The 26,662-nt window shown below is 53.1% G+C and carries 23 protein-coding genes; 19 read left to right on the forward strand and 4 right to left on the reverse strand.

Translation table 11 applies throughout. The annotated features are described in order from the left end of the window. Positions 1-15: 15 nt before the first annotated feature. Both AWM70_RS21890 and AWM70_RS21895 read left to right on the forward strand, forming a co-directional pair. A complete protein-coding gene (locus tag AWM70_RS21890; protein WP_068700011.1) occupies positions 16-1,329 on the forward strand; it encodes an MFS transporter in 1,314 nt (437 codons plus the stop codon). Between the two features lie 157 nt (positions 1,330-1,486). Continuing rightward, positions 1,487-1,699 (forward strand): hypothetical protein, encoded by a 213-nt coding sequence (locus AWM70_RS21895; RefSeq protein ID WP_068700012.1) that lies wholly within the window; start codon positions 1,487-1,489, stop codon positions 1,697-1,699. Here the strand turns inward: AWM70_RS21895 and AWM70_RS21900 are convergent. Beyond that, positions 1,666-2,268 carry a TetR/AcrR family transcriptional regulator gene (locus AWM70_RS21900; RefSeq protein ID WP_068700015.1) on the reverse strand — a complete coding sequence of 201 codons (603 nt, stop codon included), beginning with the start codon at positions 2,266-2,268 and terminating at the stop codon, positions 1,666-1,668. The two genes, AWM70_RS21895 and AWM70_RS21900, sit on opposite strands and share 34 nt — an antisense overlap. A gap of 219 nt (positions 2,269-2,487) precedes the next feature. Here AWM70_RS21900 and AWM70_RS21905 point away from each other — a divergent pair, with 219 nt between their 5' ends. The 4 genes from AWM70_RS21905 (at position 2,488) to AWM70_RS21920 (ending at position 7,042) form a co-directional block, all read left to right on the forward strand. Beyond that, complete coding sequence (locus AWM70_RS21905; RefSeq protein WP_068700017.1) at positions 2,488-3,375, forward strand: ABC transporter ATP-binding protein; 888 nt, start codon at positions 2,488-2,490, stop codon at positions 3,373-3,375. Then, positions 3,372-4,184 carry an ABC transporter permease subunit gene (locus AWM70_RS21910; protein WP_068700019.1) on the forward strand — a complete coding sequence of 271 codons (813 nt, stop codon included), beginning with the start codon at positions 3,372-3,374 and terminating at the stop codon, positions 4,182-4,184. The genes AWM70_RS21905 and AWM70_RS21910 overlap by 4 nt, the downstream gene beginning before the upstream one ends. A 643-nt stretch (positions 4,185-4,827) precedes the next feature. Then, on the forward strand, positions 4,828-5,619 hold the full coding sequence (locus tag AWM70_RS21915) for an ABC transporter ATP-binding protein (RefSeq protein WP_083180489.1): 792 nt from the start codon (positions 4,828-4,830) through the stop codon (positions 5,617-5,619). A 22-nt stretch (positions 5,620-5,641) separates the two neighbouring features. Continuing rightward, a complete protein-coding gene (locus AWM70_RS21920; protein WP_068700021.1) occupies positions 5,642-7,042 on the forward strand; it encodes an ABC transporter permease in 1,401 nt (466 codons plus the stop codon). Between the two features lie 111 nt (positions 7,043-7,153). Here AWM70_RS21920 and AWM70_RS21925 read toward each other — a convergent pair whose 3' ends face one another. After that, a complete protein-coding gene (locus AWM70_RS21925; RefSeq protein ID WP_068700023.1) occupies positions 7,154-8,428 on the reverse strand; it encodes a BaiN/RdsA family NAD(P)/FAD-dependent oxidoreductase in 1,275 nt (424 codons plus the stop codon). Between the two features lie 269 nt (positions 8,429-8,697). Here AWM70_RS21925 and AWM70_RS21930 point away from each other — a divergent pair, with 269 nt between their 5' ends. The 3 genes from AWM70_RS21930 to nadE all read left to right on the forward strand — a co-directional run bounded on the left by AWM70_RS21930 (position 8,698) and on the right by nadE (position 11,851). Beyond that, positions 8,698-10,404, forward strand: a complete 1,707-nt coding sequence (locus AWM70_RS21930) for a two-component system sensor histidine kinase NtrB (protein WP_099093118.1) — start codon at positions 8,698-8,700, stop codon at positions 10,402-10,404. Between the two features lie 105 nt (positions 10,405-10,509). Further along, positions 10,510-10,944, forward strand: coding sequence for a BrxA/BrxB family bacilliredoxin (locus tag AWM70_RS21935; protein ID WP_068700025.1), 435 nt, complete (start codon positions 10,510-10,512; stop codon positions 10,942-10,944). A gap of 97 nt (positions 10,945-11,041) precedes the next feature. Further along, positions 11,042-11,851: an ammonia-dependent NAD(+) synthetase gene (gene nadE, locus AWM70_RS21940; RefSeq protein WP_068700026.1), complete on the forward strand. Its 810-nt coding sequence runs from the start codon at positions 11,042-11,044 to the stop codon at positions 11,849-11,851. Between the two features lie 166 nt (positions 11,852-12,017). Here the strand turns inward: nadE and AWM70_RS21945 are convergent, their stop codons facing one another. Continuing rightward, positions 12,018-12,956: an AraC family transcriptional regulator gene (locus tag AWM70_RS21945; protein WP_068700028.1), complete on the reverse strand. Its 939-nt coding sequence runs from the start codon at positions 12,954-12,956 to the stop codon at positions 12,018-12,020. Positions 12,957-13,185: 229 nt separating this feature from the next. Here AWM70_RS21945 and acpS point away from each other — a divergent pair, with 229 nt between their 5' ends. The 4 genes from acpS to AWM70_RS21965 all read left to right on the forward strand — a co-directional run bounded on the left by acpS (position 13,186) and on the right by AWM70_RS21965 (position 19,990). Beyond that, the gene (gene acpS, locus AWM70_RS21950) at positions 13,186-13,605 is read left to right on the forward strand and encodes a holo-ACP synthase (RefSeq protein WP_068700030.1); all 420 of its coding nucleotides are present in this window, start codon (positions 13,186-13,188) and stop codon (positions 13,603-13,605) included. Positions 13,606-13,711: 106 nt separating this feature from the next. After that, positions 13,712-14,932, forward strand: a complete 1,221-nt coding sequence (gene mutY, locus AWM70_RS21955) for an A/G-specific adenine glycosylase (RefSeq protein ID WP_068700978.1) — start codon at positions 13,712-13,714, stop codon at positions 14,930-14,932. 422 nt (positions 14,933-15,354) lie between these two features. Then, the gene (locus AWM70_RS21960; protein WP_068700032.1) at positions 15,355-16,617 is read left to right on the forward strand and encodes an S-layer homology domain-containing protein; all 1,263 of its coding nucleotides are present in this window, start codon (positions 15,355-15,357) and stop codon (positions 16,615-16,617) included. A gap of 514 nt (positions 16,618-17,131) precedes the next feature. Then, on the forward strand, positions 17,132-19,990 hold the full coding sequence (locus tag AWM70_RS21965; protein ID WP_068700034.1) for a DUF5704 domain-containing protein: 2,859 nt from the start codon (positions 17,132-17,134) through the stop codon (positions 19,988-19,990). 204 nt (positions 19,991-20,194) lie between these two features. Here AWM70_RS21965 and AWM70_RS21970 read toward each other — a convergent pair whose 3' ends face one another. Continuing rightward, positions 20,195-20,806, reverse strand: a complete 612-nt coding sequence (locus AWM70_RS21970; RefSeq protein ID WP_068700036.1) for a superoxide dismutase — start codon at positions 20,804-20,806, stop codon at positions 20,195-20,197. 435 nt (positions 20,807-21,241) lie between these two features. Here AWM70_RS21970 and AWM70_RS21975 point away from each other — a divergent pair, with 435 nt between their 5' ends. The 6 genes from AWM70_RS21975 to AWM70_RS22000 all read left to right on the forward strand — a co-directional run bounded on the left by AWM70_RS21975 (position 21,242) and on the right by AWM70_RS22000 (position 26,621). Further along, a complete protein-coding gene (locus AWM70_RS21975) occupies positions 21,242-21,682 on the forward strand; it encodes a GNAT family N-acetyltransferase (protein WP_068700038.1) in 441 nt (146 codons plus the stop codon). Between the two features lie 109 nt (positions 21,683-21,791). Continuing rightward, positions 21,792-23,573 carry a tRNA epoxyqueuosine(34) reductase QueG gene (gene queG / locus AWM70_RS21980; RefSeq protein ID WP_083180591.1) on the forward strand — a complete coding sequence of 594 codons (1,782 nt, stop codon included), beginning with the start codon at positions 21,792-21,794 and terminating at the stop codon, positions 23,571-23,573. After that, complete coding sequence (locus AWM70_RS21985) at positions 23,570-24,604, forward strand: HD-GYP domain-containing protein (RefSeq protein WP_068700039.1); 1,035 nt, start codon at positions 23,570-23,572, stop codon at positions 24,602-24,604. The genes queG and AWM70_RS21985 overlap by 4 nt, the downstream gene beginning before the upstream one ends. 91 nt (positions 24,605-24,695) lie before the next feature. Beyond that, positions 24,696-24,932: a YneF family protein gene (locus AWM70_RS21990; RefSeq protein ID WP_068700042.1), complete on the forward strand. Its 237-nt coding sequence runs from the start codon at positions 24,696-24,698 to the stop codon at positions 24,930-24,932. A 52-nt stretch (positions 24,933-24,984) separates the two neighbouring features. Then, complete coding sequence (gene folE / locus AWM70_RS21995; protein ID WP_068700044.1) at positions 24,985-25,578, forward strand: GTP cyclohydrolase I FolE; 594 nt, start codon at positions 24,985-24,987, stop codon at positions 25,576-25,578. A gap of 89 nt (positions 25,579-25,667) precedes the next feature. Continuing rightward, a complete protein-coding gene (locus AWM70_RS22000) occupies positions 25,668-26,621 on the forward strand; it encodes a lipoate--protein ligase family protein (protein ID WP_068700046.1) in 954 nt (317 codons plus the stop codon). Positions 26,622-26,662: the final 41 nt, after the last annotated feature.

Raw genomic sequence — 26,662 nt, forward strand, 5'->3', positions numbered from 1 at the left:
GGGAGTTGTTGTACGATGAACAACCATGTACGGGAAACGGCAGAACAGCCGCTGCTGAAAAATAAGACTTACCTTTCGCTGCTGGGCTCGCAAATCGTATCCAATCTGGGAGAATGGCTGACCATATTGGCCATCTTGACGCTGGTCGGCCTGAAGTGGGACGCTACCCCTTGGCAGATCACGGGGGTAACCTTGTGTATGCTGCTGCCGGTGCTGCTTGGCGGGCCGCTGGCGGGCATGCTTGCCGACCGGGTTGAACGCAAACAGATTATGATCTGGGCGGACATCATACGGATTTTTGTGGTTCTGGGCATGGCCTTTGCCCAGGAGTTATGGCAGATGTACCTTTTATTGATCACCAAAAGCGTCTTTGACGTCATGTTTGGCCCTGCCAAAAGCGGGAAGATCAAAGAAATCGTACCTCGAAGCCAGCTGGAGCAGGCGGTTTCGTACAGCGCGATTATCGAGCAGAGCGCCAAGATCGCAGGTCCCGCTCTGGGCGGGCTGCTGACGGCTGTGTTTGGCCTGCAGGCCTGCTTTATGCTTAACGCTTTAACCTTTCTGATTTCGGCCCTGTTTCTGTTCCGCGTGCCAAGCCGCAGCCGTCTGCCGCTTATAGCGGGTGAAGAGCAGGGGGCTTCACCGGAGGGAGGGCAGGAAACGAAGTCTTCCGCCAAACAGGGATTTTTCAAGGAGCTGGCTGCCGGCATCCAGACGATCGCCGCAATTCCGGTATTGGCATATGGCCTGCTGGCGCTTGCTATGGTGTTGGCCGTCCTGCAGATCGCCGATTCCCAGACCATTGTCCTGTTTCGGGATATTAAAAATATGCCCGATGATATGCTGGGCTGGTGTATCGCTTTAAGCGGCGTAGGTACATTGGCAGCTGCGGTTGTCGTACGCTTACTGAAATCCTGGTCACCGCTTGCCAAGATGGGCACGGGTTCTGCGGTTATGGGAATTATGTTTTATGCGGCTAGCGTAGTAGCCCAGAATGGAGATTTTGGCACCATGCTCGGGAAATTGTCCATGATGCTGTCTTTTATGATTGTAGGTCTTGGTGCGGGAATGACCTTTATCCCGTTTCAGGCGGAGCTGCAGAAACGTACGCCGGAACGGCTGACGGGCCGGGTATTCGGCACGGTCAACAGCATCTTGTCCTCCGCTTCCTTGATCGGACCGCTGCTCGGCGGCTACCTGGTCACCACCTTCGGCGCTTTTGCCGCCTTTAGGCTATCCGGAGGCCTGGTTGCCTTGCTGGGGCTACTGCTCCTCTGCACCAAAGTTGTTATTATGAAAAGAGATCGTTTGGTCCATGCGGACGCATGAAGAGCGGATCGAACGCTATATAGGGAACTGGCGTGCTGCCGGCTGGAACAGCATTTGCCGGAGCTTGCGCACCGACGCACCGCCCAATCACCAATAGCAGCAGTAAGAACCCTCCCGCAGTACTGGCTTCCAGTAATTGTGGGGGGGTTCCTTTCCTGTGATGCTGCATTCTTTAACCGCTGCCCGCCATGACCATCCCGTTAAAGATACGGGCGCCCAAAGTTATACCCCGGCGGTGATCTGGTTCCACAGAATATCATGGAAGAAAAAAGTACCGGAGGAGCAGCAGCTTGAGCAGCAGGACGACGAAAACGGCGATAAAGGGAGAGCTGTTAATCATTTTTGGTATTGCGGACCACAAATGCCATAAAAGAACACATGAATCATATCCTCTGTAAACGCTTCGGGATCCTCACTCTGATTGACCAGATCCAGCATTTTTTCGTACTGCTCCGTTATCATACCTACATATAGAAGCACCATTTGGACGGACACTTTCTCTGAAATTTCTCCCCGCTGCTGGCCCTTCTGCACAAAATGGGTGATCAAAGGAATGGCACGTTCCTCATACTGCTGCTGGATAAATCGGTTAATTTCAGGGTCGGCTTCGATCAGCTGCTTGAGCGCGGAAGGGGTGAAGGGCAGCTTTAACCGGCTTTTTTGAAAAATAATGTATTCGATTTTTTCCTTCAGCGGCGCATCGCCCGTCAGCACGCTCTCATATTCCTCCATCAGCATGGAGACAAACTCCTTAAACACTTCGCGGAGCAGTGCTTCTTTGCTTCCAAAATAGTTGTATATGGTGACCTGCGAAACTTCCGCTCTGGCTGCGATATCCTTAATGCGGATTTGCCGGGGTTCCCATTCGCCCAGCATTTCCAATACCGTTTGTTTGATCTTTTGTTTAATCTGCATTGCCCGCTTCTCAAATCCATTCATTTCTTACGAACCATCCTAACTTTTTTAAAATAGGTCATCGGCTTGATCGAATGAACGAAGAATATCGGCTCTCGCCGGTTCGATCTAATTAATGAAATTATAACACAAAAATATTTCATGAAATGTATTGACGGTGGAAAGCGGCAGGCGTATGATCCGATTATGAAATATTTGAACAATAATATTTCATAAATTTAAACGTCCATTGGAGGCGCTGGTATGCTGAGCGTTGAACATGTAACCAAAATTTTTCCGAACGGGAGAGGCATTCGGGACGTCACCTTTTCGGTCCGCCGCGGCGAAGTGTTCGGTTTCCTGGGGCCGAATGGAGCCGGCAAATCGACGACGATTCGGCATATTATGGGCTTTTTGAAGCCGGATCAAGGCTCCGTAAAGGTATGCGGCTACGACACGTGGAAGGAACAGGGGCGCTTTCAAAAATATATCGGCTACCTTCCCGGCGAAATTGCGTTTATCGAGGGGATGACCGGCAAAGCGTTTCTGGATTTTATGGCAGGCATGCAGGGCGGCGTCGATCCGGCTTGGCGCGACGAACTCATCCGCCGGCTGCAGTTTGACGTCCGAACGCCGATCCGGAAAATGTCCAAGGGAATGAAGCAGAAGGTCGGGATCGTTGCCGCCTTCATGCACCGGCCGGAGGTCATTATCCTGGATGAGCCGACGTCAGGGCTGGATCCGCTCATGCAAAAAGTGTTTATCGAGCTCGTGCTGGAGGAGAAGGCAAAGGGGACGACCTTCCTGATGTCCTCGCATAATTTTCCGGAAATTGAACGGACCTGCGATAGGGCAGCGATCATCAAGGACGGCGTGATTATTGCGGTCAAGGATATCCATGATTTGCAGTCGATGCAGCGCAAGCTGTTCGAAGTGACGTTTGAGACGGAGCAGGAGCTGGACGATTTCATGAAATGCGGCCTGAAGATCGATTCCCGGGAAGGAAACCGCGTGCGGGTAGCCGTTCAGGGAGACATGAACCGGTTTATCCGCGAAACCGCCCGCTTTCACGTCCGCAATATCGATGTGTTCACGCAGAACCTGGAGGACATTTTTATGGATTATTACGATCGGGAGGGTCAAACGCCATGAATATGCCGCTGTACAGACAAATGCTTGCGATTAACCTCAAAATGTTCATGAATTATGCCGTCGGATCGGCCTTTTATATCTTGTTGATGTTTTGGGTTTATCCGGGAATCGCCAAAAACAGCAGCAGCTTGAATTCGCTGATCGATGGGATGCCGGAGGGCCTGGGCAAGGCGTTCGGCCTGGAAAACGGCTTCGGCAGCATCGGCGCGTTTATATCCGGTGAGTACTACGGCCTGTTGTATCTGCTGATTCTGTCCATCTTCTGCATTCTCGTATCCACGCAGCTGATCGCCAAGCTTGTCGACCAGGGCTCGATGGCGTACCTGTTGTCGGCGCCCACCACCCGCACGAAGGTAGCCCTGACCCAGGCGGCCGTGCTGCTCTCCGGGCTGGTGCTGATTTGCGCGGTCACGACACTCGCCGGGTTTGCCGGGTACGCCTGGTTTATCGGGGATTTGGGGGATTTCGACAGCACCGGCTTTGTGCTGCTGAATGCAGGCGCCCTGCTGCTGTTCTTCTGTATCGGAGGCATTTCTTATTTGATTTCAGCCTGCTGCAATGACGAGAAGCGGGCGCTGACGCTCTCGGGCGTGATCGTCATCGGTTTTTTCAGCCTGAACCTGATCGGCAAAATCAGCGGGCAGCTCAGCTGGATGCGGCATATTTCGGTCTTTTCCTTATTTGATCCCGGTAAGATCGTCGGCAAAACGGCGGATTGGCCAGTGTCCGTCTCTGTTCTGGCAGGCATTGGCGCGGTAGCCTTCGCCGCCGGCATGATTATTTTCCGGAAAAGAAGCCTGCCGCTGTAAATCAAGCTATATTAGGGGAGCAGATAGAGCTTACCGGGCTCGGGGAACGAGCTATGACATCGGGACGCCCGAGGCTTACCGCGAGGTGACCGGAGAACTATGCAGCTTTGTTTGAGTTTTAATTATTCATGTGTTATAACGTATATTTATCCGAATGATGCTGAAGGAGCGCTATACTTGTATAATTTTTTGAAGTAACGAGCAACACGTGGCTGGCCAGCCGGTCATTTTCAAGAATAACTCCTTATGTTATGCCGTCCGACCTGGATAAACGTCACGCCTGGCAATGGGTATATTCAGGTGGACCTATCCAGCATGCGGGTTCCGGACCTTCAGCGAGAAACGGCGCCGGCGGCTGGCCCCGGGCTTCATGTCGTCTTCCGGGACCGGCGAGATACCGTCTGGCTCGAGCAGAGATCACCCATGAACAGATACCGGGCCTCGGACAATCGATCCTGGCGCACGCGCTGGCCTCGACTCCGCTCAAGCAGGGTTTTTCCTGTTACAGCAAGGGAGTGAGACGGTAGCCGCCGGACTCGGCGTCATTCAGGAGGGATGGCTGGGCCTGTACGAGTTTTCAACCAGAAGGGGGAGAAAGCTGCGGCGGTCGCAACGGGAAACGCGGGTTGAACGCAGCGTCTTTATGAGCAGTAATAAGCAGAACGGAACGGAAAACTTGGTGAAAAATTTGCCGGATACTTTGCCGGATAACGTGCCGGGCAGCCAGACGGAAGGCGGTCCCGTCCTGGACGTCTTCATCCGGCAGGCCGGATACGAGCAGGATCAAAGCCGGATCAGCGGAATCCGGCTTCAAGTGAAGCCGGGCGGCCTGACCGGGCTGATCGGACCCAACGGTGCCGGGAAGAGCACCACCATCAAAGCGATTATCGGCATTCTGCCCTTTGCGGATGCCGTAATCGCTTTTCGCGGCGGGAAAGGCTCATACGCCTATGTGCCGGAACAGCCCGTTTATTATGAAACATTAACGCTTTGGGAGCATCTGGCCTTGGCGGCCGCGGTCAACGAGCTCCCGGACGAGGTATGGGTGCCGCGGAGCGAGCAGCTGCTGGAACGTTTTCGATTGGAGGAGGCAAAACATCTGCTCCCCGGCGGTTTTTCCAAAGGGATGCTTCAAAAGATGATGCTCCTGATCGGCTTTCTGTCCAAGCCGGATGTTTATATCGTGGACGAGCCGTTTATCGGCCTTGATCCCCGGGCAACACGCGATTTTCTCAGCCTGCTGAATGAAGAGCGGGAGCGCGGTGCCGGAATTTTAATGTCGACGCATGTGCTGGATACGGCGGAAAAGATTTGCGACGATTTTGTTCTGATCGACCACGGGAGGATGGCGGCGGAAGGGACGCTGGACGATATCCGCGGGTTATGCGGCCGTCCGGAAGCTTCGCTGTTTGACTGCTTTGACCTGTTAACCTGAGTGCAGAGAGGGGAGAGATTTGATGTTCAAGCCGGATATGAACGGCGGTTCGGCCGGGCCAAAACGGCAGGGTGCCGGGAGTACAGCGGTGATCTATACAGCTGAACAAAAAGGACCCTTGGACTCGCCCGAGAAACATAAACGGCTGCTGAGCCCCGGTGCTCTTTACTGGCAGCGGGTCCGCGACCACTACCGCTTTCAGTACAAAGCGCTGACTTCGGTTGTCGACCTGACCATACTTTTGTATATCGTTATACCCGGTCTGCTTTTTGCGGGGAGGGTCTATTACGGCTTATGGACGGAAACGGTGCCTGATATGCTGCTTCAGCTGCCCTTAGCTTCCCTGACTTCCTTATGGCTGCTGTTCACCACGCTGCGGGGGCTTATGCTCCGTCTGGAAAGCGCGGATATTTTGTTTTTGATCAGCCGCCGGAGCTGGATCGGGGGTCTTATGCGGCGGGGCATTGCGGAGTCTATTGGCTATTCGGCCGGTTTGACGTTTATCGGCGGCCTGCTGCTGTCCCCGCTGCTGGTGAGGTTTATGGATCTGGCGCCAGCCCGTGTCGCTGTCCTGGGCATCGTTATTTTTTCCTTCCGAATTGTACATATGCTGCTTCTGCATTTTTGCCGGATCAAATGGACCGGCTGGCAGTCGGCGATGCTTCAGACGTTCAGTCATGCCCTGGTTTTTGTTATGCTGCAGCTCGTTGTAAGAGGAATAACCCATGGAGGCAGCCTAGACTTTGGGCTTGCTTTAGGGGCCGCTCTGATTATGGCAGCGGCAGGTATTCTGCTGATCGTGGCGAGAATGAAGCAGAAGGGGAGCTTTTACGCAGATATTGAAGAGGAGTTGAAGCAGAAGCTGCGGCTGTCGGCCTTCCTTCTCTCTAACGCCGTGGATAAGCCAAAACGGCACCGCAGCAAGCCTTGGCTGTTCCGCCGTTCGAACGCTCTAACCGCCGGGCGTGGAGGGCCCCGAACCCGGCTTGCGGAGCTTACGGTTAAGAGCATCCTCCGGAACGGTACGGCACTGCGGATGCTTCTGATCTATACGGGGGCAGGAGCGGTCAGCCTCCAGTTTCCGCCTTATCCGGTTAATCTCCTGGTGTTTGCCGGCCTGATCCTGCTGCAGGCTTATTGGCTGGACGGCATGCGCCGCGTATTTCTCGAAAGCAGGGTCATGTCCGTTCTTCCAGCCAACGAAGCGCTGGTCTTTCAGGCTGCGGCTCCTGTCATGCGGATGCTGCTTCTGGTTCCTGTAACCCTGTTTTCACTCAGCTTAGGCTGGGCTGTAGTCCGCACCTGGTGGGGAGCCGCGGCCGGCTTTGCGATAGGCCTCCTGCTGTCCTGGTGGCTCGGTTCGTGGCTCTGGAAGCTGTTTGGCGGCTGGCGGAAAAAAATCACCCTCCCGGTACGCCGCTAAGGCAAGGGAGGGTGATTGGAAAAGGTGTTCATACCGGCCGGGACGGGAAGCAGTGCCCTTGGTGCAGGAGGGAGCTGTCCCGATACTCCAGCAGGCCGAAGAAGCAAGGAATTACCGGTTCTGCAGAACGCTCTCCGCTGCGTGCGACCCGGCCGTATGGCCGGTGGAGAATGCAGCGGTTATATTGTACCCGCCGGTATAGCCGTGAACATCCAGAATTTCACCGCAGAAATAAAGTCCGGGCATCAACTTCGACTGCATGGTGGACGGATCGACTTCCTTTAAATGGACCCCTCCCCCGGTTACGAAAGCTTCTGCGAAAGGGCGGGTGCCATTCGCCTGAATCCGGAACGATTTCACTTCCTTAATAAAGGCCTGCCAGGGCTCCTTCGGAAGATGCTCGAAGGTGGTGTCCGGCGAAAGCCCGGCCCTCTGGAAGAGGAGAGGCAGCAGGCGTTCGGGCACTGTGCCTTTAAATACATTTTTTAATGCCTTTTTCGGTTCCTCTTGAGCCATGCGGCGCAGCCAAATTCCGGCATCCTCAGCTGATCTGTCCGGGAACAGGTCGATAGCCAGCGTAACCTCGGGAATTTTGAATTTCTTCCGCACCTGACGGATGAACTGGCTGCAGCGCAGGGCGATCGGCCCGGATAAGCCGAAATGGGTAAATATCATATCTCCGCGGTGCGCGATCACCTTTTTGCCTTTCGGGTCCATGACGGCAAGCTCAACATCCCGAAGCGAGAGGCCCTGAAGCTCCTTGTGCCGGATAAAGGGCTCGTCCGAGGTGATTGGAACTTCAGTCGGATATAGCTCTGTAATGGTATGGCCGGCAGCTTCCGCCCATGGATATCCGTCTCCCGTGGAGCCGGTGTGGGGGACGGAACGCCCGCCGGTAGCCACGATCACTGCACCGGCCTGGAGTTCTCCTCCGCTTTCCAGCTGAACGCCCTGAACGCCTTCCGGGCCGAAGAGGAGTTTTTTGACCGGGGAATGAACCCGCATCTGGACGCCAAGTCCGGCGGCCTTGCCAATCAAAGCGTCAACGACCGTCTTGGCTTTGTCCGACACCGGGAACATTCTCCCGTTATCCTCCTCTTTCAGCCGGATGCCCAAATCCTGAAAAAAATCAATGATTTCATGGCTTCCAAAACGGTTAAGTGAACTATATAAAAAACGTCCATTGCCTGGAATAAAACGAATCAGCTCGTCCGTATCTTTGGCATTCGTTACGTTGCAGCGTCCGCCGCCCGAAATGCCCAGCTTCCTGCCCAGCTTGTCTCCCTTATCGAGCAGGACGACGGATGCGCCCTGCTGAGCGGCGCCAATAGAGGCCATAAGGCCCGAGGGGCCTCCTCCTATAACAATAACATCGAATTTATCCATGGTGATCCTTTCTGCTTTTAATTTGAAGAATTGAACTATCGTCCAGTGGTCAATAATCACCGGCCCATAAACCTTTGCGTATAAATGATGTTTCCAAATAAACGGTGCAAAGTCAACCCTATCCTATAATTATGCCGGCTTCTACTTTTTCTGGAGGAAATCATCAGTTTGCTTAGTTCAGGAGCGAGAATTATTGTAAAATATTGTCGCTTGTGATTTAATTCAATTGAATATATATGTCTGTACATCCCGCTAAGGAGGGATAATTATTGAGCGCAGTCCACGAAATGCTGTTTCTGTTTCTGCTTGCTCTTACACCGGCGATTCTATTTCCGCTGATGTATGAGAGAGCGGATCTCCTATTCCGGCAGGAACAGGATTTGAGAAGAAGAATGAGCTATCATGTTGTGCTGGCGGTAACCTGTGCTATAAGTATGATTTTCTCCTCCATATTTTCAACAAAACTGTATGGCGTAATTCCACTGGCCTATGGGATGGTACCGTTGTTTGCGGCCATGCTTTATGAGAAGACGATTTATTCGCTGCTGCTGGCTGCATTGCAGATGCTTTTGTATTTCATTAGCGAGAATTTCTGGACCTTGTCAGATGTCCTATTAAATACGGGATTGTTGATCTTTCCATTGGTGCTGCTGTCAAAAAAGAGGTTTCTGGATTTGTCCCGAAAAGGCAAATCAGGTATTTTGTCTTTATTTCTGCTGGTAGGCTCAATGCTTTCAACAGCATCCCCGTTTTTTCTACATAAAGAGAGCTTGGATGACCATTTTTCTCTCATCTTTTTAGCTTATTCGAATACTTTTCTTATGATTTTGGCCGGCTTAATCCTGGTTCATATCATTGAAGAAACGCTGGACAAACGCAAGTTTCAATTTCAGCTCGAAGCTTTGTCGCGGAAATATTACCGTGAAGAGGAAAAAATGCAGCAGATGATGGATGCGACACCGCTGTCCGTAGTCCTGGTTGACCGGCAGGGCAGCATCACGATGCTGAATAAAACCTTTATGAAGCTGTATAGGCAGATTCAGCCGGATGCCGTCCGGGAAGATGTGCTGGGGCGGCCTTTGATTCCGGTTTTGTCTTCCCTGCAAATTCATATCGAGCAGCTTGAGCCGGACCTATCGCCTTTCTTCCAGCAGCGATCAATTGTCAGCGAACTGATCCAGAATCAGGAGACGATGTTGTTTACCAGTATTTCCCCAATCATTAAAGGGCATTCTGATGAAGTGATCGGGGCTGTAGTAGTGGTGCAGGACATTACCGAGCTGGAGACGCTGCGCCTGGAGCTTAACAATGTAGACCGTCTGAGCCTGGTTGGACAAATGGCGGCGGGAATTACCCATGAGATCCGGAATCCGATTGCGGTTGTGCGGGGTTTTCTGCAGCTAATGCGGGAGAAAAGCCCGGATTCCCTGGATCATTATTACCGTATCGTCCTGGAGGAGCTGGACCGGGCGAACAGTATCATTAATGACTTTCTGTCGCTGGCTCAGAACCGCCCGGTCCGAAAGGAAGCGACTTCGCTTGAGGATATCATACAGGAGCTGACTCCGCTGCTGTGGGCAGATGCGAACCTGCGCGGTCAAAGCATCGAAGTCAAGCTGGGCGAGCATATCCCCAAGCTTGAGCTGAACCCGAAGGAAATCAAGCAGCTTATTCTGAACCTCTGCCGCAACGGCATGGAGGCGATGGAGGACAAAGGGCTGCTTACGCTCGAAACGAGAAAGGTGCCTACAGGAGTGGAGCTGCTGGTTAGCGATACGGGGCCGGGAATTCCGCCTAACAAACGGGATAACCTGTTTCAGCCTTTCTTCACAACGAAAGCCAAAGGCACGGGACTGGGGCTGGCTTTGTGCAAAAGCATCGTTGAGCGCCATAACGGGAAAGTCAGCGTGGATTCCGAGGTAGGGGTTGGCACGACATTTTCGATTCTGTTCCCCGATCCGCCGCAGGCGGGATGAAGATGAGTTGATTTCCTCCTTGATGAAGGTATAATAAAATAGAATCGGCAAAGCCGCAGTTTTGCCGCAATTAGTGTATGCGAAGCAGAAGGAGTGAATGTTGAAATGGCGATGTCTTTTGATCAATATATGAGAGATATGGTTCAACCGATGAGAGACGAGTTGACCCGTGCAGGTATTGAAGAGCTGCGTACCCCTGAAGAGGTGGAAGAGAAGCTGTCTTCGATGGAAGGAACCGCTTTGGTTGTTGTAAATTCTGTGTGCGGATGCGCGGCGGGCCAGGCTCGTCCGGGTGTTGTCCAGGCGCTGGAGCATGGCGTTAAACCGGATCATTTGTACACGGTATTTGCAGGACAGGATAAGGAAGCGACAGCGAAAGCTCGTGAATATTTTGCGCCGTACCCACCCTCTTCCCCATCCATTGCTTTGATGAAGGACGGAGAACTGGTACATTTTATTGAACGCCATCAGATCGAGGATCATTCCGCGCTTGAAATCGCGACTGATCTGGTCGAGGCCTTTGAACGTTTCTGCCTTTAATAATCAAACTTGTGTTCAGCGCCCTGCAGCCCGCATGTGATTCATGCAGCTGCAGGGCGTTAAGTTATACATATATTCAACTTAAGGAGTGAGTGAAATGAGTTTGCAGCAGGAGATCATCACCAAGCTTGGCGTGAAGCCAAGCATTGATCCGGCAGCTGAAGTACGCAAACGTGTTGACTTTCTGAAGGACTATGTAACCCGTTCCCATACGAAAGGATTGCTGATCGCGATCAGCGGCGGTATTGATAGCGCCGTGGCTGCAGCGCTTTGCAAGCAGGCTACGGACGAGCTGACAGCCGAGAACGGGGAAGAGTTCATCACTTTGGGTGTGTTCCAGCCGTACGGCGAGCAGGAGGACATTGAGCACAGTTATTCGGTGGCCAAGAAATTCGACCTGAAGCATGTCGTAGAGACAAACATTCAGGAGGCGGTAGATGAAGTGGCGCTTGAAGTGGAGCATGGGCTTAAGAAGCTCGGCCAATCCCGCCATATGACACCTCAGGGCAAAGGGAACGTCAAGGCGCGTATGCGTATGGTAGCCCAATACGCTTTGGCTTTTGAACTTCAATTGCTTGTGGTAGGTACAGACCATGCCTCCGAAGCGCTGACAGGCTTCTATACCAAATGGGGCGACGGGGCGGTTGATATTACGCCGCTGAGCACGCTTAACAAACGCCAAGTCCGCCAGATTGCCGCTTATGTTGGCGTACCGCAGGAGATTCTGGATAAAGCGCCTACAGCCGGACTTTGGGAAGGCCAGACGGATGAAGGCGAGCTTGGCGTGAGCTATGAAGCGAACAGCGATTATCTCGAAGGCAAGGACATCGATCCGAAAGCCAAAGACATCCTGGAGAAACTCTACACAAGAACTGAGCATAAAAGGAACGTTATTCCGGGGATTTAACCGTTACTAGGAGTTATTTCATCGAATTAGTGGCTTACCAAGTCAATGATTTAGCGGATAAAATAGCTTTCCCGGACAATAAAAGCTTCCCTGGCAGACTGCCGGGGAAGCTTGTTTGTTTTGAGCTCAGTTCTGGTTTTGGACGCATGATGGCACGGGTTCAAGTCTAGGGCCGGGAGTGGGATGCAGGTGCTGCAGCGCCTTTGGCAGAAGGTTTGATCGGCACGTAAATGTCCATTTCTTTATCGCCTTCGGTCATACAGCGTTCGTCGTACCATTCGATCTCCGGAGCCATGGCGTGCTCGAAGCCTGATCCTGGAAACCATTCGGCAAATACATAATTCCAGGTGTTCTGAATAGCGTCTACAAATTCGTCCGGACCGGCTTTTGGAGTTGTGAATACGGCATATTCCTGTTCGGGAATATGGTATTCAACCAGCCCTAGACCTTCAGGCACTGCTGTATCAGGCGCAACCCGGTAGCCGATGACGTAACCGAATTTCCCTTCCGATGTGCTTTCCGTACAAACGCCGAGCTCAACGTTGTCCAGCTTGCCCGGGATGTTCTCCCAAAGCCTGTTGGCCAGATAATGCTGCCAGAAGGCAGGGATATCCTTGTTGTTCTGTCCATTGTCAATTGTGGTTTCAATGCGGTAGCCGATGATTCGTGTGGCAGGCAAGGTTACTTGCTTGAATTCCATTTTCCAATCTCCCCAATCCTCAAAGTGTTGACCGGTTGTGGAACCTGTGAGTAGTTGCAGCCCGGCAGTCAGTGGAAGCGGCATGCCTTTTCTCCGCTGCTCGGAGGGCTGAATGCCGAAGGCTTTGCGGAAGTTTCGCGAGAAGGTCTCCGGGCTGCGAAAGCCGCATTCCAAAGCAATGTCCAGCACTTTGCGCTGCGTCTGATCGATCAGTGCGGCTGCCCGGTTTAGCCGCCTTTGACGGATATAGCTCATTACAGTGGTCCCCGTAAGGAACTGGAACATCCGGTGGAAATGATATTCCGAATAATGGGCCAGCTCCGCAAGCTCGGCCAGCGTCAGCTCTTCCGAAAGATGCTCTTCAATATAGTCGATAACACGCTGAATGATCGCTTTGTTGTTCATGGACATCCTCCAGACCGGTCATGCTTCCAGTATAAAAGGCGGGAGTGGCGGATTCTTGACGTTTTTTGCTAAAGAGATGCAGGCCCTCCTGTATGCGGTTCGTAGTTTGGTTAATTATAGCATACGCTTGGCCGGGACTCGCATCCTGAGGCATGTCCTGCTACAATGAAGCGTAGATTTACGAATAACCGTTCGATTTTTAAGGGCATCACCGGAAGGAAGTGTTGGATTGATATATGGAATCGGCCATGATGTGGTGGAGATAGAACGAATGAACCGGATTTTGAAAGGAAGCTCGGGAGGCAGATTCCTGCAGCGGATTTTGACGGCTGCTGAACGAGAGCTGCCGGGAGCAGCCTCACGAAAAGCCGAGTTTGCGGCCGGCAGATTTGCGGCTAAGGAGGCGGTTTCGAAAGCCTTTGGATGCGGAATCGGCGCCAAGCTGGCTTTTGACGATATTGAAATTTTGCCGGATGAGGCTGGCAAGCCCAGAGTGACCTTAAACCCGAAAGCCTGGGACAGACTGGGCTGGACGGGGAAAGCCCGTCCGGAGATCCATATCAGCATTACGCATGAGCGCAGCTTGGCTTCGGCTTTTTGCGTGCTGGAACGGGCAGAAGGCGGCCTGCCGGAAGACCGTTTGGGATAACGGAAAGATAGGATAAGAAGCTACTGGGATCCAATGATATCAATAGATTTAATAACGGAATGATTAAGGAATTTAAGGAGCGAGCAATAGCGTGTCTGCAACTGATATGGAGCAATATTTTAGTGAACATTTATTGGAATGGTATGAAACGGCTAAACGTGATTTGCCTTGGCGCAGGCACCGGGACCCTTATTATATTTGGATTTCGGAGATTATGCTGCAGCAGACGCGGGTGGATACGGTAATTCCGTATTTCCACCGGTTTATTGAACGTTTCCCTACGATTACCGATCTGGCTCTGGCGCCGGAAGAAGATGTGCTGAAGTGCTGGGAGGGGCTGGGTTATTATTCCCGGGCCCGCAATCTGCAGGCCGCCGCACAGCAGGTCGTGGAGCTGCACGGAGGACAGGTCCCGAGCGACAAAGCAGCCGTGTCGGCTTTAAAAGGAGTAGGGCCCTATACGGCCGGAGCGATCCTGAGCATTGCCTTCGGCCAGCCTGAGCCGGCGGTGGACGGCAACGTCATGCGGGTGTTGTCCCGGTATTTCCTTCTGGAAGATGATATTATGAAGCCGGCAACGCGGGTCCGCATGGAGACGCTGGCCGCGCGGCTGATCCCGGAGGGCAGGGCAGCGGACTTTAACCAGGCGCTGATGGAGCTTGGCGCTTTGGTCTGCACGCCGAAATCGCCAAGCTGCCGGGCCTGTCCGGTCATGGAGCACTGCCAGGGCCGGCTTGCCGGCGTGGAGACCCAGCTGCCGGTCAAGACCAAAGCCAAGAAACCGCGTCCCGAGTTCCGGCTGACGGCTTTGGTTGAAGGCACCGGCGCTGAAGAGGGCCGCGTGCTGGTTCGTCAGCGCGCGGCGACGGGGCTGCTCGCACGCATGTGGGAGCTGCCCCATGTCCCGGCTGTCGAGGACCAGCCGGGGGAAGGCGGCGGCCTGCCGGATGGTCCGGCTATGGACCGGCTGGCCGCCGCCCTTGCGGCCGAAGGGACACCGGCCCGGCCGCTCGGCCCTTACATGGAAGCGGAGCATACCTTCAGCCATATCCACTGGAACCTGAGGGTGTTCAGGTTCCAGCAGGCTGAGGCGTGTGACGCTTCCACGGGGCTTATGGCCGCGGAGGCCAGCGCGGCCTATGAAGCCGCCGGCGGGGACAACGCCGGCGGCAGTGCTGAGCGGGCTGGAGCTGGCGCAGCGGGGACGGCCCCGCAGCCGGTTACGCGCTGGATTACGCGCGAGGACATGGCGGAGCTGGCTTTTCCCAACGTCTTCCTGCGGATCTTGAACCAATACTTCGACGAGAAGGAAGAGGGCGAGCTGTAAAGCTGCGGGGTTACGGCGTTCAGTCCTTCAGGCTTGAGCTACAGGCTTGAGTTACAGACTTGAGCTACGGTCTGCGGACTCGAGCGATGGGCGAGATTGTGAACGTTGTCTGTGAAGCAGGACAATAATGCAGATTTTCCTATAGTCAAAATCCAATTGCTAAGTTATAATACAAGAACAAACGTATTACCCAATATTATCCATGGTGAAGAACACCTCCGGCACAGGCATCGAGCTGCCCGGGGTGTTCTTTTTGCGTTTTGGGGAAGGTTTGGACAGATTTTTTTCGCATACATAGGTTAAGTCAAAGAGGAAATAAACATCGAGCGGGAAGGAGCTGACGAAGAAGGAGCTGTGTAAGTAAGGTCTAGCTGCAGAGAAGAATAGACGATTAAGCCAGAACAAGTAAAGGAGATACGCTGATGAAAAAGACAATATTAACCGCATTAATGATCGGAGTATTGGCCGCCGGGAGTTTGGGGAGCTATGGCACAGCCTCGGCAGCAGGCAGCACGGGCTTTAAGGATGTGCCCGGCAGCCATTGGGCAGCCTCGGCCATTCAGACGGCTGTAGCCGCAGGTTATTTTAAAGGTTATGCCGACGGGACCTTCAAGCCGGGAGCGCCGGTAAGCAAAGCGGAGATGGCGGCTATTTTGGGCCGGTTAAGCGGCCAGCCTGTAGATGCCTCGGTCAGCAGTCGGTTCACGGATCTCCCGGCATGGGCTGAAGAGGGCGTGAAAGCAGCTGTACAGAAGGGTTTCATTAACCCGGCTGCCTACAGCAGCGGGAAGCTGAATGCCAATGCCTCGTTGTCCCGCGGGGAACTGGCGGTTTGGTTAACGAACGGACTGGCGAAGGTCAATGCCGATTACGGGACTGCGCTGAAGGACGTGACCAACACCGTTGTGCCGGCCAAAGAATATTTTACCGGCAAGCTGCCTGCTGCCTTGAAAAATGCCGTAGCTGTGGCAATGGGCACGGGACTGATGAGCGTCGGGGAGGACAAGCAGTTTGGGGTTGATCGGACAACCACACGAGCCGAAGTGGCCGTGCTGCTTGCCCGCTACGAAGCAGCTGCCCACAAGCAGCCAGCCGACTTCCAGGGCTTGCGGGAGCTGAGAGAAGTGGGACTGACAGGGACGAATTTGAAGGTGATTGCTCCGAGGTATGTGAAGGTTCCTGAGGAAAAATTTTATGAGGGGTATGATTATAGCAAGGTAACGGATGACTTTTCAAAGATTCGGGACAAAGAATTGGTTACAGTAACCGGTTACGCAACGGTCAAAGTTAAAAACTGGATCATTGTAAATCCCTATGTGAGAGGCGATAAACGTAGCATTTACTATCCTGTATTCGTCGATGAAGGAAGCACACTTCTTCATGGTGCATACTACTCATTTGCCGAATTCGATTTAACAAGTAAAGGTTCTAGCCTTTCGCAGGTACAAGCAGGCAGTCTACTTAATTCAGTAAGTTTCGAAGCTTCTACTTCACCCAAATCTAAAGCATTTAAAGAATACTCCTTACCTCACACTAACGATATTACTAAAGCTAGAGGAATCTTTACTGTAAACAATCCTCATTATTGGGGAGATGGGCTCTTGCATTTTGATCCATCGCTCACTACATATGTAAAACTTAGTAGTAAAGACGGTTATGATTTTTGGGTAAGGGCAAAAAAATGAAAGATTTTTGGGTGATCAATTGAAAAAGTATCTCAAAAGAGGATTCGTTGTTTTCCTCACTACTATTTTGTTATTAATGCCGTTAATCTCTATATATGCTGGTGGCGGGCCACAAGGCCAGAAACCAGAACTTAAGTCAACATACTTTGAGCCCTCGACATTTGCGAAATCTCAGAAAAAAATTACAGAAGTAATGGGGATAGGAAAAACAAATATCGGTGTTTATATCTATCAATTAGATAATCTTACTTGGAGAGTTGATGGTGAGTGCAACGATAAAAGACTTGCCAACGATCCTTTAACAAACAAACCTGTTTCATCTACAGTTTGCATTGATCTTGATTTAAATGCGCCTCAGTATGTACCAACCGACTATTTAGACAACAACGATCTGCCACACTCCAAAGATGAGTTTATAATTTCTTCACTACACCCTGTTTATATGGATGACGTGGCTTACTATAACCCTGGGAAGCCAATATTAGTTAGTGTAGATTCTTTCACTGGAACTAGAGTGAAATTCACTTCACAAATTGGTGGAGTAATAGAACCAGATGCATACAGGCCATATAACGGTAACAAGCATACTGCTGACTATATCATTCATACAGACCTATACTGGACGGCGACATCAGAAATAACCAAAGAAATCAGCCTTACCACCGGCGGCCAACTCCCAGTCGGCGCCACCAAGCAGCTTAACGCCGCTGTTCGGACCAAAACAGGCGACGGCAGTTTCGGCCCTGAAACCAACGTCAACACGGGGAGCGGCGGACAGACAACCTGGACGTCGTCTAATCCTTCGGTTGCTTCGGTCAGTTCCTCGGGGCTGATAAGGGCAGTAGGCAAAGGGACAACAACGATCACAGTTTTATGGGTCAAAGACGGGTTCCAGTTGACCACCAGTACGGTGGTGACGGTTGGGGATGACTCTGGAGGAGGCGAGAATCCTCCGGGCGGGGGAGAGCCGATCGGCAGCTGTACATACAGTATAAGCAGTCCGGTACGGGGGACGACGATTTCAGGTTCTGCTATGGAGCCGACTGCCAGCGGCGTCTTGAAGGCCGACAGCCGAGGGGCAGAACGGTTTGACGTCCTAAGGGGGATTCCAACCTCTGAAAGCCTGTATGCCAACGTGTTCGGCGCAAGCTATCTGTTCCAACATAGGTGGGTTAACCTGACCGGAACCGTAACCTATAGCGTTCCCGTCAGCAAAACATATCATAAAACCTGGACCCTCCCAGGCGAATCGGGCAAGGAGCCGGATGACCCGGGCAAACCGCCGGAGCCTCAAGATACAACCGAGCAGGTTCAGCAGACGATCACCGTTAAACGGGACTACAGCTATTGGATCATTGACAATTTGGAGGTTTATCGACTGGCCGAAGCGACCGTAGAAAATTATGCACTGGGCGGATACGGAGGTTCGGTCACGTTAAGTCCGTCAGGGTATTCCGCACCTACGGTCACCACGCAAAATGAAGCAAGCGCAGACGCCCATGTCCATCCGGCCGTCTGCAATGCGATTGATTTGGGGACTCAGGAGGTTTCCGGCGGGGAGACGGAGCCGCCTACGCCGCAGGAAGGCGGATTGTTCCAAGCCCAAGCGGAATCAAGCATCCAGCAGGTTGAAGTCAATAATGACCAGGTGATTTTTAATGGCGCTACGGTCATGAACAATGCCCGGATGAGCAGGTCGGCTCCTGCGCCCGGTTCGATCCCCCAGCCGGGCCAAATCGGCCAGCAGGTGCTGTATCAATCGGGCCTGACAGTCAGCCGAAGTTTGATCAACCAGCCGGACAACCTGACTACCGGTACGCTGCGCTATAGTCTTCTCCCGGGGAATATTAACGGAGGCGCGGATAAAACCTTTTCCATCCCCGGGATGAACCGTGTAACGGTGCATACGCCGGTCGTCATGTATCCAGGTATCACGGATGACAAGAAGCACAACCAGCGGATCACGCCAAACGTCTCCCGTGCCGCGCTGATCCTGGACCGGCCGTTTACGGTGACGCTGCCAACGAACGGCCAGCATCAGCAAGCTCCCGGCTATGGCAACCGGGATTACGCTAAATATACGGCGAGCAAGCAGGTGTTATTTCCGTTTGCTGTTTGGAACTCGGTCAAAAGCCAGTATATCCCGGCCAACACCTGGATCGAGGTTCCGGTCAGCCAGGAGCAGGTGACTTTTCAAATGCCAACCTGGGTTGATGAAGGGGACTATACGGTCTGGTTCCGGTCGATTGCTGAAAATGCACCGGCCAACTTCAGCGGGCAGACAGCAGCGAATCTGGATTTAGCCCACCACGCGGCTATGAACAGCCTGGAGGTGGAGGTGATCGGCCGGCTGTACGATTTTCGGGTCACTGATATTACCGACTACAACTGGGAGCGGGTGTTCCGCAGTGAAATCGGCAAGCTGATGTCCTCCGGTGCGGCCTATTGGGTAGGACTGCGAAATATCGACGGAGGACCCAGGGGGAACGCGCCTCCATTTAAGCTGCCGGTTCATCCGGGCAGCCACCCGGATGCTGCCTACCGCAATGTAGCGGTCAAGACCGGATACACCTTCCGGTTTGATGTCATGACAAAAGGCAATATGTTCTCCGCGCAGGACAGCCTCCAGATTAAACCATCCTTTGATTATGTCAGCCTTACCGGAAGCGAACGGTTTCCGGTCGATCTGTATTACCACAGCGGTGACCAGTCTTTCATCAAGATTGGTTCCCGGGAGGACGTCGTCAGCCGGGGTGTGATATTAAATGAACCGATGAGGAATGTGCCGGATACGGAACTTATTGATACCGCTTTGTACCGGTATGATCACGATTATACATTTGGACAGATCTCCGGGCTGAGCCGCGAAGCGTTTGTCGCCCGGTTTATCGGCGTGTTTGCCAAACGTCCGGTGGGGGAAGGCACGTATCACGCTCTTCAACTGACGGAAGGGCTGCGCACTTTGGCAGGGCCTAAAAGCGGTGTTCCTGCTTCGGTGGCCCCGCAGCGGGCGCTGGCAGCTGTGCAGAAGTGGTACGGCGAATACAGTCTGCCGGCCGGGGTTTATGTGGTGAAGCATGGAACTAACCTGGCGGAATACGGAAGAACGCATCAGGGGATTTCGGAGCATGCGGATATTTTTCTGAAAAACGGCTACATCGTCGTCAATTTCGATATTCAGAGTATAGCGGCTGGGCAGCCCCGGCTAACCTATCGGCAGACGCCGCTGATGAACCAGTGGCAGCTTGAAGGTTATGAAGGACAAGCCCAGGATGCCAAGGGGCATATCTTTCAGTTGAAGGACGGGGACGTGGTCTTCTATGATGCCGACCTGTCCAGCAGGGATGACTTCCTGTCTACGGTGACCCATTAATCGTTCACAGCTGGTTCAGGATCGATACAAACGGAAGTCCTTAGAATAATAACAAAGCAAAACGGCCCTCATCCTTGTCAGGAATGAGGGCCGTTTCTTGTAAAGTCCAGCCGAAATTTACGGCTCGGGCTCGTGCCTCGATACTTCGTGTGATCTTCAGCAAACTGACCACACGGGCCACACTCAATACACGATTACCAAGGCTTAGCGTGCCGCCAGGTAACGTTTATTAACTTCGTCCCAATTAATGACGTTCCAGAATGCGGCGATGTAATCCGGACGTTTGTTTTGATATTTCAAGTAGTAAGCATGCTCCCAAACGTCCAGGCCGAGGATTGGCGTCAGGCCTTCCATCAGCGGGTTGTCCTGGTTTGGTGTGCTTGTTACGGCAAGTTTGCCGTCTTTGCCGACCACGAGCCAGGCCCAGCCGCTGCCAAAACGGGTAGTAGCTGCTTTGGTGAACTCTTCTTTGAACTTATCGAAGCCGCCCAAATCGCTGTCGATTGCCGAAGCAACTTCACCGGATGGCGTGCCGCCGCCGTTTGGACCAATTACAGTCCAGAACAAGCTGTGGTTGGCATGACCGCCGCCGTTGTTGCGGACCGCCGTGCGGATATTTTCCGGAACTGCGCCGAGGTTGGAGATCAGCTCTTCAACGGATTTGCTTTGCAGGTCAGGAGCGCTTTCCAGCGCGTTGTTCAAGTTCGTTACGTACGTATTGTGATGGCGGTCATGGTGGATGTTCATGGTCTGCTCATCGATATGAGGTTCCAGTGCATTTGCTGGATACGGCAGAGCCGGTAATTCATGAGCCATTGCGAATACCTCCCGGGTATTGAATTGGATTTTATTGGCCAAAAACTCAGTTGGAGAAAAGGCCTCCATTATATTACCCGAATTTGGCATTTTCCAAACAGCAGAATGTTATTTTTAGAGGAAGGGGGCGGCCGGGGGGCATACAAATCAAGGGCAAACCTATGAATTATTATCGTTGGATTAATAGAGTGTTAAAATATTCATTTTCAGTAGATTTCCTAATTTACACAAGGTTAATTATCACATGAAATGTAAGCGTTTAATATAAAGCGCTTTCAGAAGAAAATGCGTGTAATCGGGAGATAATTGTGGTTTAATTACTATTGAAACCGATATTTCTCGGTTTTTGTCAGGATTTCCGGACATTGATTTATGTAAAACCCGTCCTGTATTTTACATAAGTCTATCATGCAGAAGAAGAGGGAGATTACAAGCATGCGGGTTCGTTCCTTTCAATTGAGTGATGCTACTCATGTTACAGAACTTTTGCAGGTGTCGTTGTCTGAAGAGTGTTACGAAGATACCAGACGTGCTTTTGCAAGACAGCTTTCTTTTGATTCCGGGCTGATTATGGTGATGGAAGAGGAAGAAGGGGAAGCCGGAATTATCGGCGTGCTGATCGGTACGATCGACCAGAACCTGGGTTGTATCTACCGGGTTGCCGTTCATCCTGAACATCGTCGCCGCGGTGTCGGCAAAGCGCTTGTACAAGCTATGGAGCAGCGTTTCCAGCAGCGCAACGTGAGCAAGATTGTAGTTGCGGGCGACGAGCACAACAAAGCCGCCATGCCGCTTTATGAAGCGATGGGTTATGCGGGCCGTATGCTTGAAGCTTTTCAGAAGCTGAGCATTGCCGCTGTGCATTCTTTGTCCTAGATACAGAATCAGAAAGTAAATAGAACTTAACTGTTTTTTCTTCCGTTATAGCATATCTTCCATCCGTTGCAATCGGTGTGGAGATATGCTTTTCTATTATTATGGCTTAATGAATAAATCAAGAGGTGATCACACTTTGAACCGGCAAAATCCCCAAATTCAACTGAATAGCAACCAAGCTTCTGCGGACTGGGGATGGCTGAAAGAGGAGATCCAGTCGGCTGCCTTTGAGCTGGGCATTGATGCTGTTGGGTTTACGACTGCCGACCCGTTTCTTTCCCTGAAGCCGATTCTGGAGGAGATTCGTGAGAAAGGGTATGAATCCGGATTCGAGGAGAAGGACATCGACAAACGGGTAGATCCCAAGCTGACTATGGCCGAGGCCGAATCGATCATAGCGATTGCAGTGGCTTATCCGTCCAAAATGATCAATCCGCCCAAATCCGAGCCCGGCAAAACACGCGGTATTTTGGCCCGGTCGGCGTGGGGCCGGGATTATCATACGGTGCTGCGCGAAGCGATGGATAAGCTGGCTGATTTTATAAGAGAACGTGTTCCGGATGCCCGGATCGAAAGCATGGTGGATACGGGGGTGCTGAATGACCGGGCGGTCGCCCAGCGGGCCGGAATCGGTTTTAGCGGGAAAAACGGCCTGATCATCTCCCCGACCTGGGGCTCATGGATTTATCTGGGCGAGATGATAACAAATCTGCCTTTTGAACCCGATCCGCCTGTGCTGGAGGACTGCGGTGAATGCACGAAATGCCTGGATGCTTGTCCTACAGGCGCTTTGCTTGGCGACGGAATGCTCAATGCGCAGCGCTGCGTTTCTTTTCTGACCCAAACCAAAGGTTTCCTCAGCGATGAGTTTATGCGCAAGATCGGCAACCGGCTGTATGGCTGCGATACCTGCCAGATGGTTTGCCCGAAGAACAGGGGAAAACATTGGGACCATCGGCCGGAGCTTCAGCCTGAACCCGAAATTGCCAAACCGCTGCTCCTGCCGCTGCTGGATATGAGCAACCGGGAGTTTAAGGACCGTTTTGGACAGAGCGCCGCTGCTTGGCGCGGCAAGAAGCCGATCCAGCGGAATGCGGTGATTGCGCTCGGCAACTTCAAAGATCGTGCTTCTCTGCCGAAATTAATAGAAGTGCTGCTTCATGATCCGAGACCGGAACTGCGGGGAACAGCCGCATGGGCGATCAGCAGGATTGGAGGAGAAGATGCCATTAAAGCAATTAACGAGGCACTCGAAAGCGAACGCGATGAAATGGTTCTGAACTATATTCAAGAGGCGCAGACCAAGCTGCAGGAAGCAGCCGGGGATGCTGCGGCAGACTTGTCCAATGAGCCTGTGGGGGAACAAACGGACGGCGAGGTTTTCTTTTACGAGGAAATGGATTCGCCTATCGGGGCGCTCACCCTGGTCCAAAGCTCGAAAGGCCTTTGCCTGATCGAGTTCGGCGGCATTGAAGCCACCCGGGAGAAGACGCTGAAATGGGTAGCCAAGCAGCGGGACGGAGCGCAGCTCATCCGCTCCTCGGACAAGCTGAAGGAGACGATGGCGCAGCTCCAGGGTTATTTTTCGGGGGAACGTACAAGCTTTGATCTGAAGCTCGATATGAGGGGGACTCCGTTCCAAATGAAGGTCTGGCAGGCGCTGCTGGATGTCCCTTACGGGCGGACGGCCTCCTACAAAGAGATTGCCGAGCAAATCGGGCAGCCCCGGGCGGTTCGCGCTGTCGGGGGAGCCAACAATCGTAACCCGCTGCCCGTTGTCGTTCCTTGTCACCGCATTATTGGGGTTAAGGGCTCGATGACCGGATATGCCGGGGGAATTGAAATCAAGGAAAGTCTGCTCACCTTGGAGCGGCAGGGGAATAAAGCATGAAATACGTCATGATCGAAGATATAGAGCCTGGTCAGATTCTGGGCAAAACCGTATATACCGCAAATGGGACTGTGCTCCTGTCCGCCGGAGTGCAGCTCACCGTCTACATGATCAGCACCTTGAAGCGGATTGGCGTCACCGTGCTTTATATCGAGGATCAGCTGTTTGAGGATATTGAAATGGAAGAGGAAGTGGTCAGCCCTAAGCTGAAGCAGGCCATTTTTCGGGAAATGCATGGCATCTCTCAAGCTTTAAAATCCGGGAAAGACTTTAATGCAGCATCGGTGGCCACTAACGTGGATATGCTGCTAGGCAGCGCTTTGGAGAATAAGGATGTTGCGCTGCATCTGGCCGAAATCCGGACGGCCGACAATGCGGAGTACATTCATGCGCTCAATGTCTGCCTGATCTCCTCTATGATCGGGATCAACATGCAGCTGAATCCGTCGCAGTTAAAAGAATTGGCCATCGGCGCGCTGCTGCACGATATTGGCAAGGTGGTGCCCGAATCGAAGCTGCCATTGGAACAAGGAAAAGAGCATCATGCCTGGCGCGGTTATGACATGCTCAGACAAAAAAGGGAATGGAGCCTGCTTGTCGCTCATATCGCCCTGCAGCATCATGAGAAGCTGAACGGCAGCGGCGAACCGCGGGGGTTGACCGCGGAGGCCATTCAACCATATGCCAAAATCGTAGCGGTAGCCAATACCTACGATAATTTGATCAGCGGCGGAACTTCGGGGGACAAGCCGCTGCTTCCACACGAGGCCTGCGAACAGCTGATGGCCGCTTCCGAGCGGGAGCTGGACCGGGACATCCTGGTGGAATTTATGCGGATCATATCGATTTATCCGAACGGGACTTCGGTCCGGCTGTCGACGAAAGAAACGGGCGTTGTCGTCCGGCAGCACCGCGGGCTGCCGGGCCGTCCCGTCATCCGGATCGTGCGGCGGACCGATGATGAACTGGACATTAAGGAAGTGGATCTGTCCAGTGAAACAACGGTATTTATTGAAGCGGTTCTTTCGTAATTTCATTTGCTACTGCCGGACAAAGAATGCTATTATAAAATCTAGTGCTCTGCACAATTAAGAATTGACATTAACAGGGGTGGCTTAACCAATGTGGGATTATATTATTCCGATTATTACACTGATTGTCGGCCTTGTCGGCGGATTCGCCATTGGCGTATTTTATCTGCGCAGACAGTTGACGAAGATGCAAAGTGATCCGCAAATGCTGCAGCAAATGGCCAAGCAAATGGGCTACAATTTGAACGGCAAGCAGATGCAGCGCGCGCAGCAAATGATGAAGAACCAGCCTATGCCAAAGCCTGGAGCAGGCCGGAAGAAAAGATAAATAGACAAGCTCGGCTGTCTGCTGGAGGGCTGGGCAAAGGGGGCAAGGAACGATGGCAGGCGTTAAAGATTATTTGAATACACAAGTCGGGAAGAATCGGGAGCAGATCGAACATCATATCCGCGAAATTCTGAAACTGGTAGGCGAAGATGTGGAGCGCGAGGGCCTTCTTGATACCCCGGCTCGTGTAACCCGGATGTATGAAGAGATTTTTGCAGGATACGAGGTGGATCCCCGCGATGTATTAGGCGTTACGTTCGAGGAGAACCATGAGGAGCTCGTTATCGTCAAAGACATCGTATATTACAGCCAATGCGAGCACCACATGGCGCCTTTCTTCGGAAAAGTGCATATCGGATACATCCCGAGCGGCCGCATCGCCGGACTCAGCAAGCTGGCCCGCCTGGTTGAAGCGGTTACGCGGCGCCTGCAGGTGCAAGAGCGCATTACCTCGCAGATTGCCGATCTGATGGACGAGGTGCTGAAGCCGCAAGGCGTTATGGTTGTCGTCGAAGGTGAACATTTGTGCATGTGTTCCCGGGGCGTCAAGAAGCCGGGCAGCAAAACGGTAACCTCCGCAGTGCGCGGTACGTTCCGTACGGATTCCGCATCCCGTTCGGAGTTTCTGTCCCTGATCAAGGGCTGATCCGCCGGGCGGAAGCGGACAAGAAGGTCTTGCCTAATCAGGCAGGGCCTTTTTGCATGGAGAGCGAGAGCAAAGGAGAGTGAGCAGACATGGATTGGACCCGCAGCAATTCTACCGGCACTTCGGGCGAAACGTTCGCCAAGCAGGCTCTGACTATTGTGGAAGCTCCGCTGCTGGCGGGCAGGGATATTCTGGAGCCGTTTGCGCGGGAAGAATATTATTGTAAAAAAGTTGGCGAAGGCTCACCGCCTCTGCTGCACATCTGGCGACACCCGCAGGCGATGGTGCTGGGCCTGCGGGACCGCCGGCTGCCGGGGGCACCGGCAGCAATGGAGCGGCTGCGGAGCGAAGGCTGGTCGGTCTGTGTAAGGCCGTCCGGCGGCGCAGCCGTAGTGCTGCATCCGGGGGTGGTGAATGTGTCGCTGATTCTCCCGCATCAGCCGGGAGAACTGAACATTCACCGCGATTTTGCCCGGATGGCCGGGTTTATCAGCGGCGCCGTGCAGCCGTGGTCGGGGGACGCAGTCGCCGGCGAGATCACCGGCGCCTTCTGTCCCGGCGACTACGACATCAGCATCGGCGGCCGGAAGTTTTGCGGGATCGCCCAGCGCCGGCAGCTGAAGGCGTACATCCTGACCGCTTTCGTCATCGTAAGCGGCAACGGAGATGAAATGGCGGGGTTGGTCCGCCAATTCTATGAGGAAGCCTCCGGCGGCCAGCAGGAGGGTTTCCCGGTAGTAACAGGCGGCACGATGGCCAGCCTGCAGGAATTGGCCGGCGTGCCTTCCGCCGAAGCGTTTATCGCTTCGCTGAAGCAGACTGCGCTGCGGGAGTTTGGGTTTGACGCGGCGGATGCTGCCTCAGCCGCAGCGCTGGCCACAGCAGCAACGCCAGAGGCTGAGGCAGCAGCGTCAGCGTCGGAACAAGCGGCGGCATCCGGGGCTTCGCCGGCGGGAAGTACCGGTGTCCCGGCCGGCTTCGAGATGCCGGGCGATCAGCTGGAGCAGCTGATGGCCGCCATGCGCAGCCGATACGACAGCTGACCAAGGCTGGTGACAGCTCCTCGCCGGTCCCAAAGACAAAG

The sequence above is a fragment of the Paenibacillus yonginensis genome, from assembly GCF_001685395.1.
In the GTDB taxonomy this organism is placed as follows: domain Bacteria; phylum Bacillota; class Bacilli; order Paenibacillales; family Paenibacillaceae; genus Fontibacillus; species Fontibacillus yonginensis.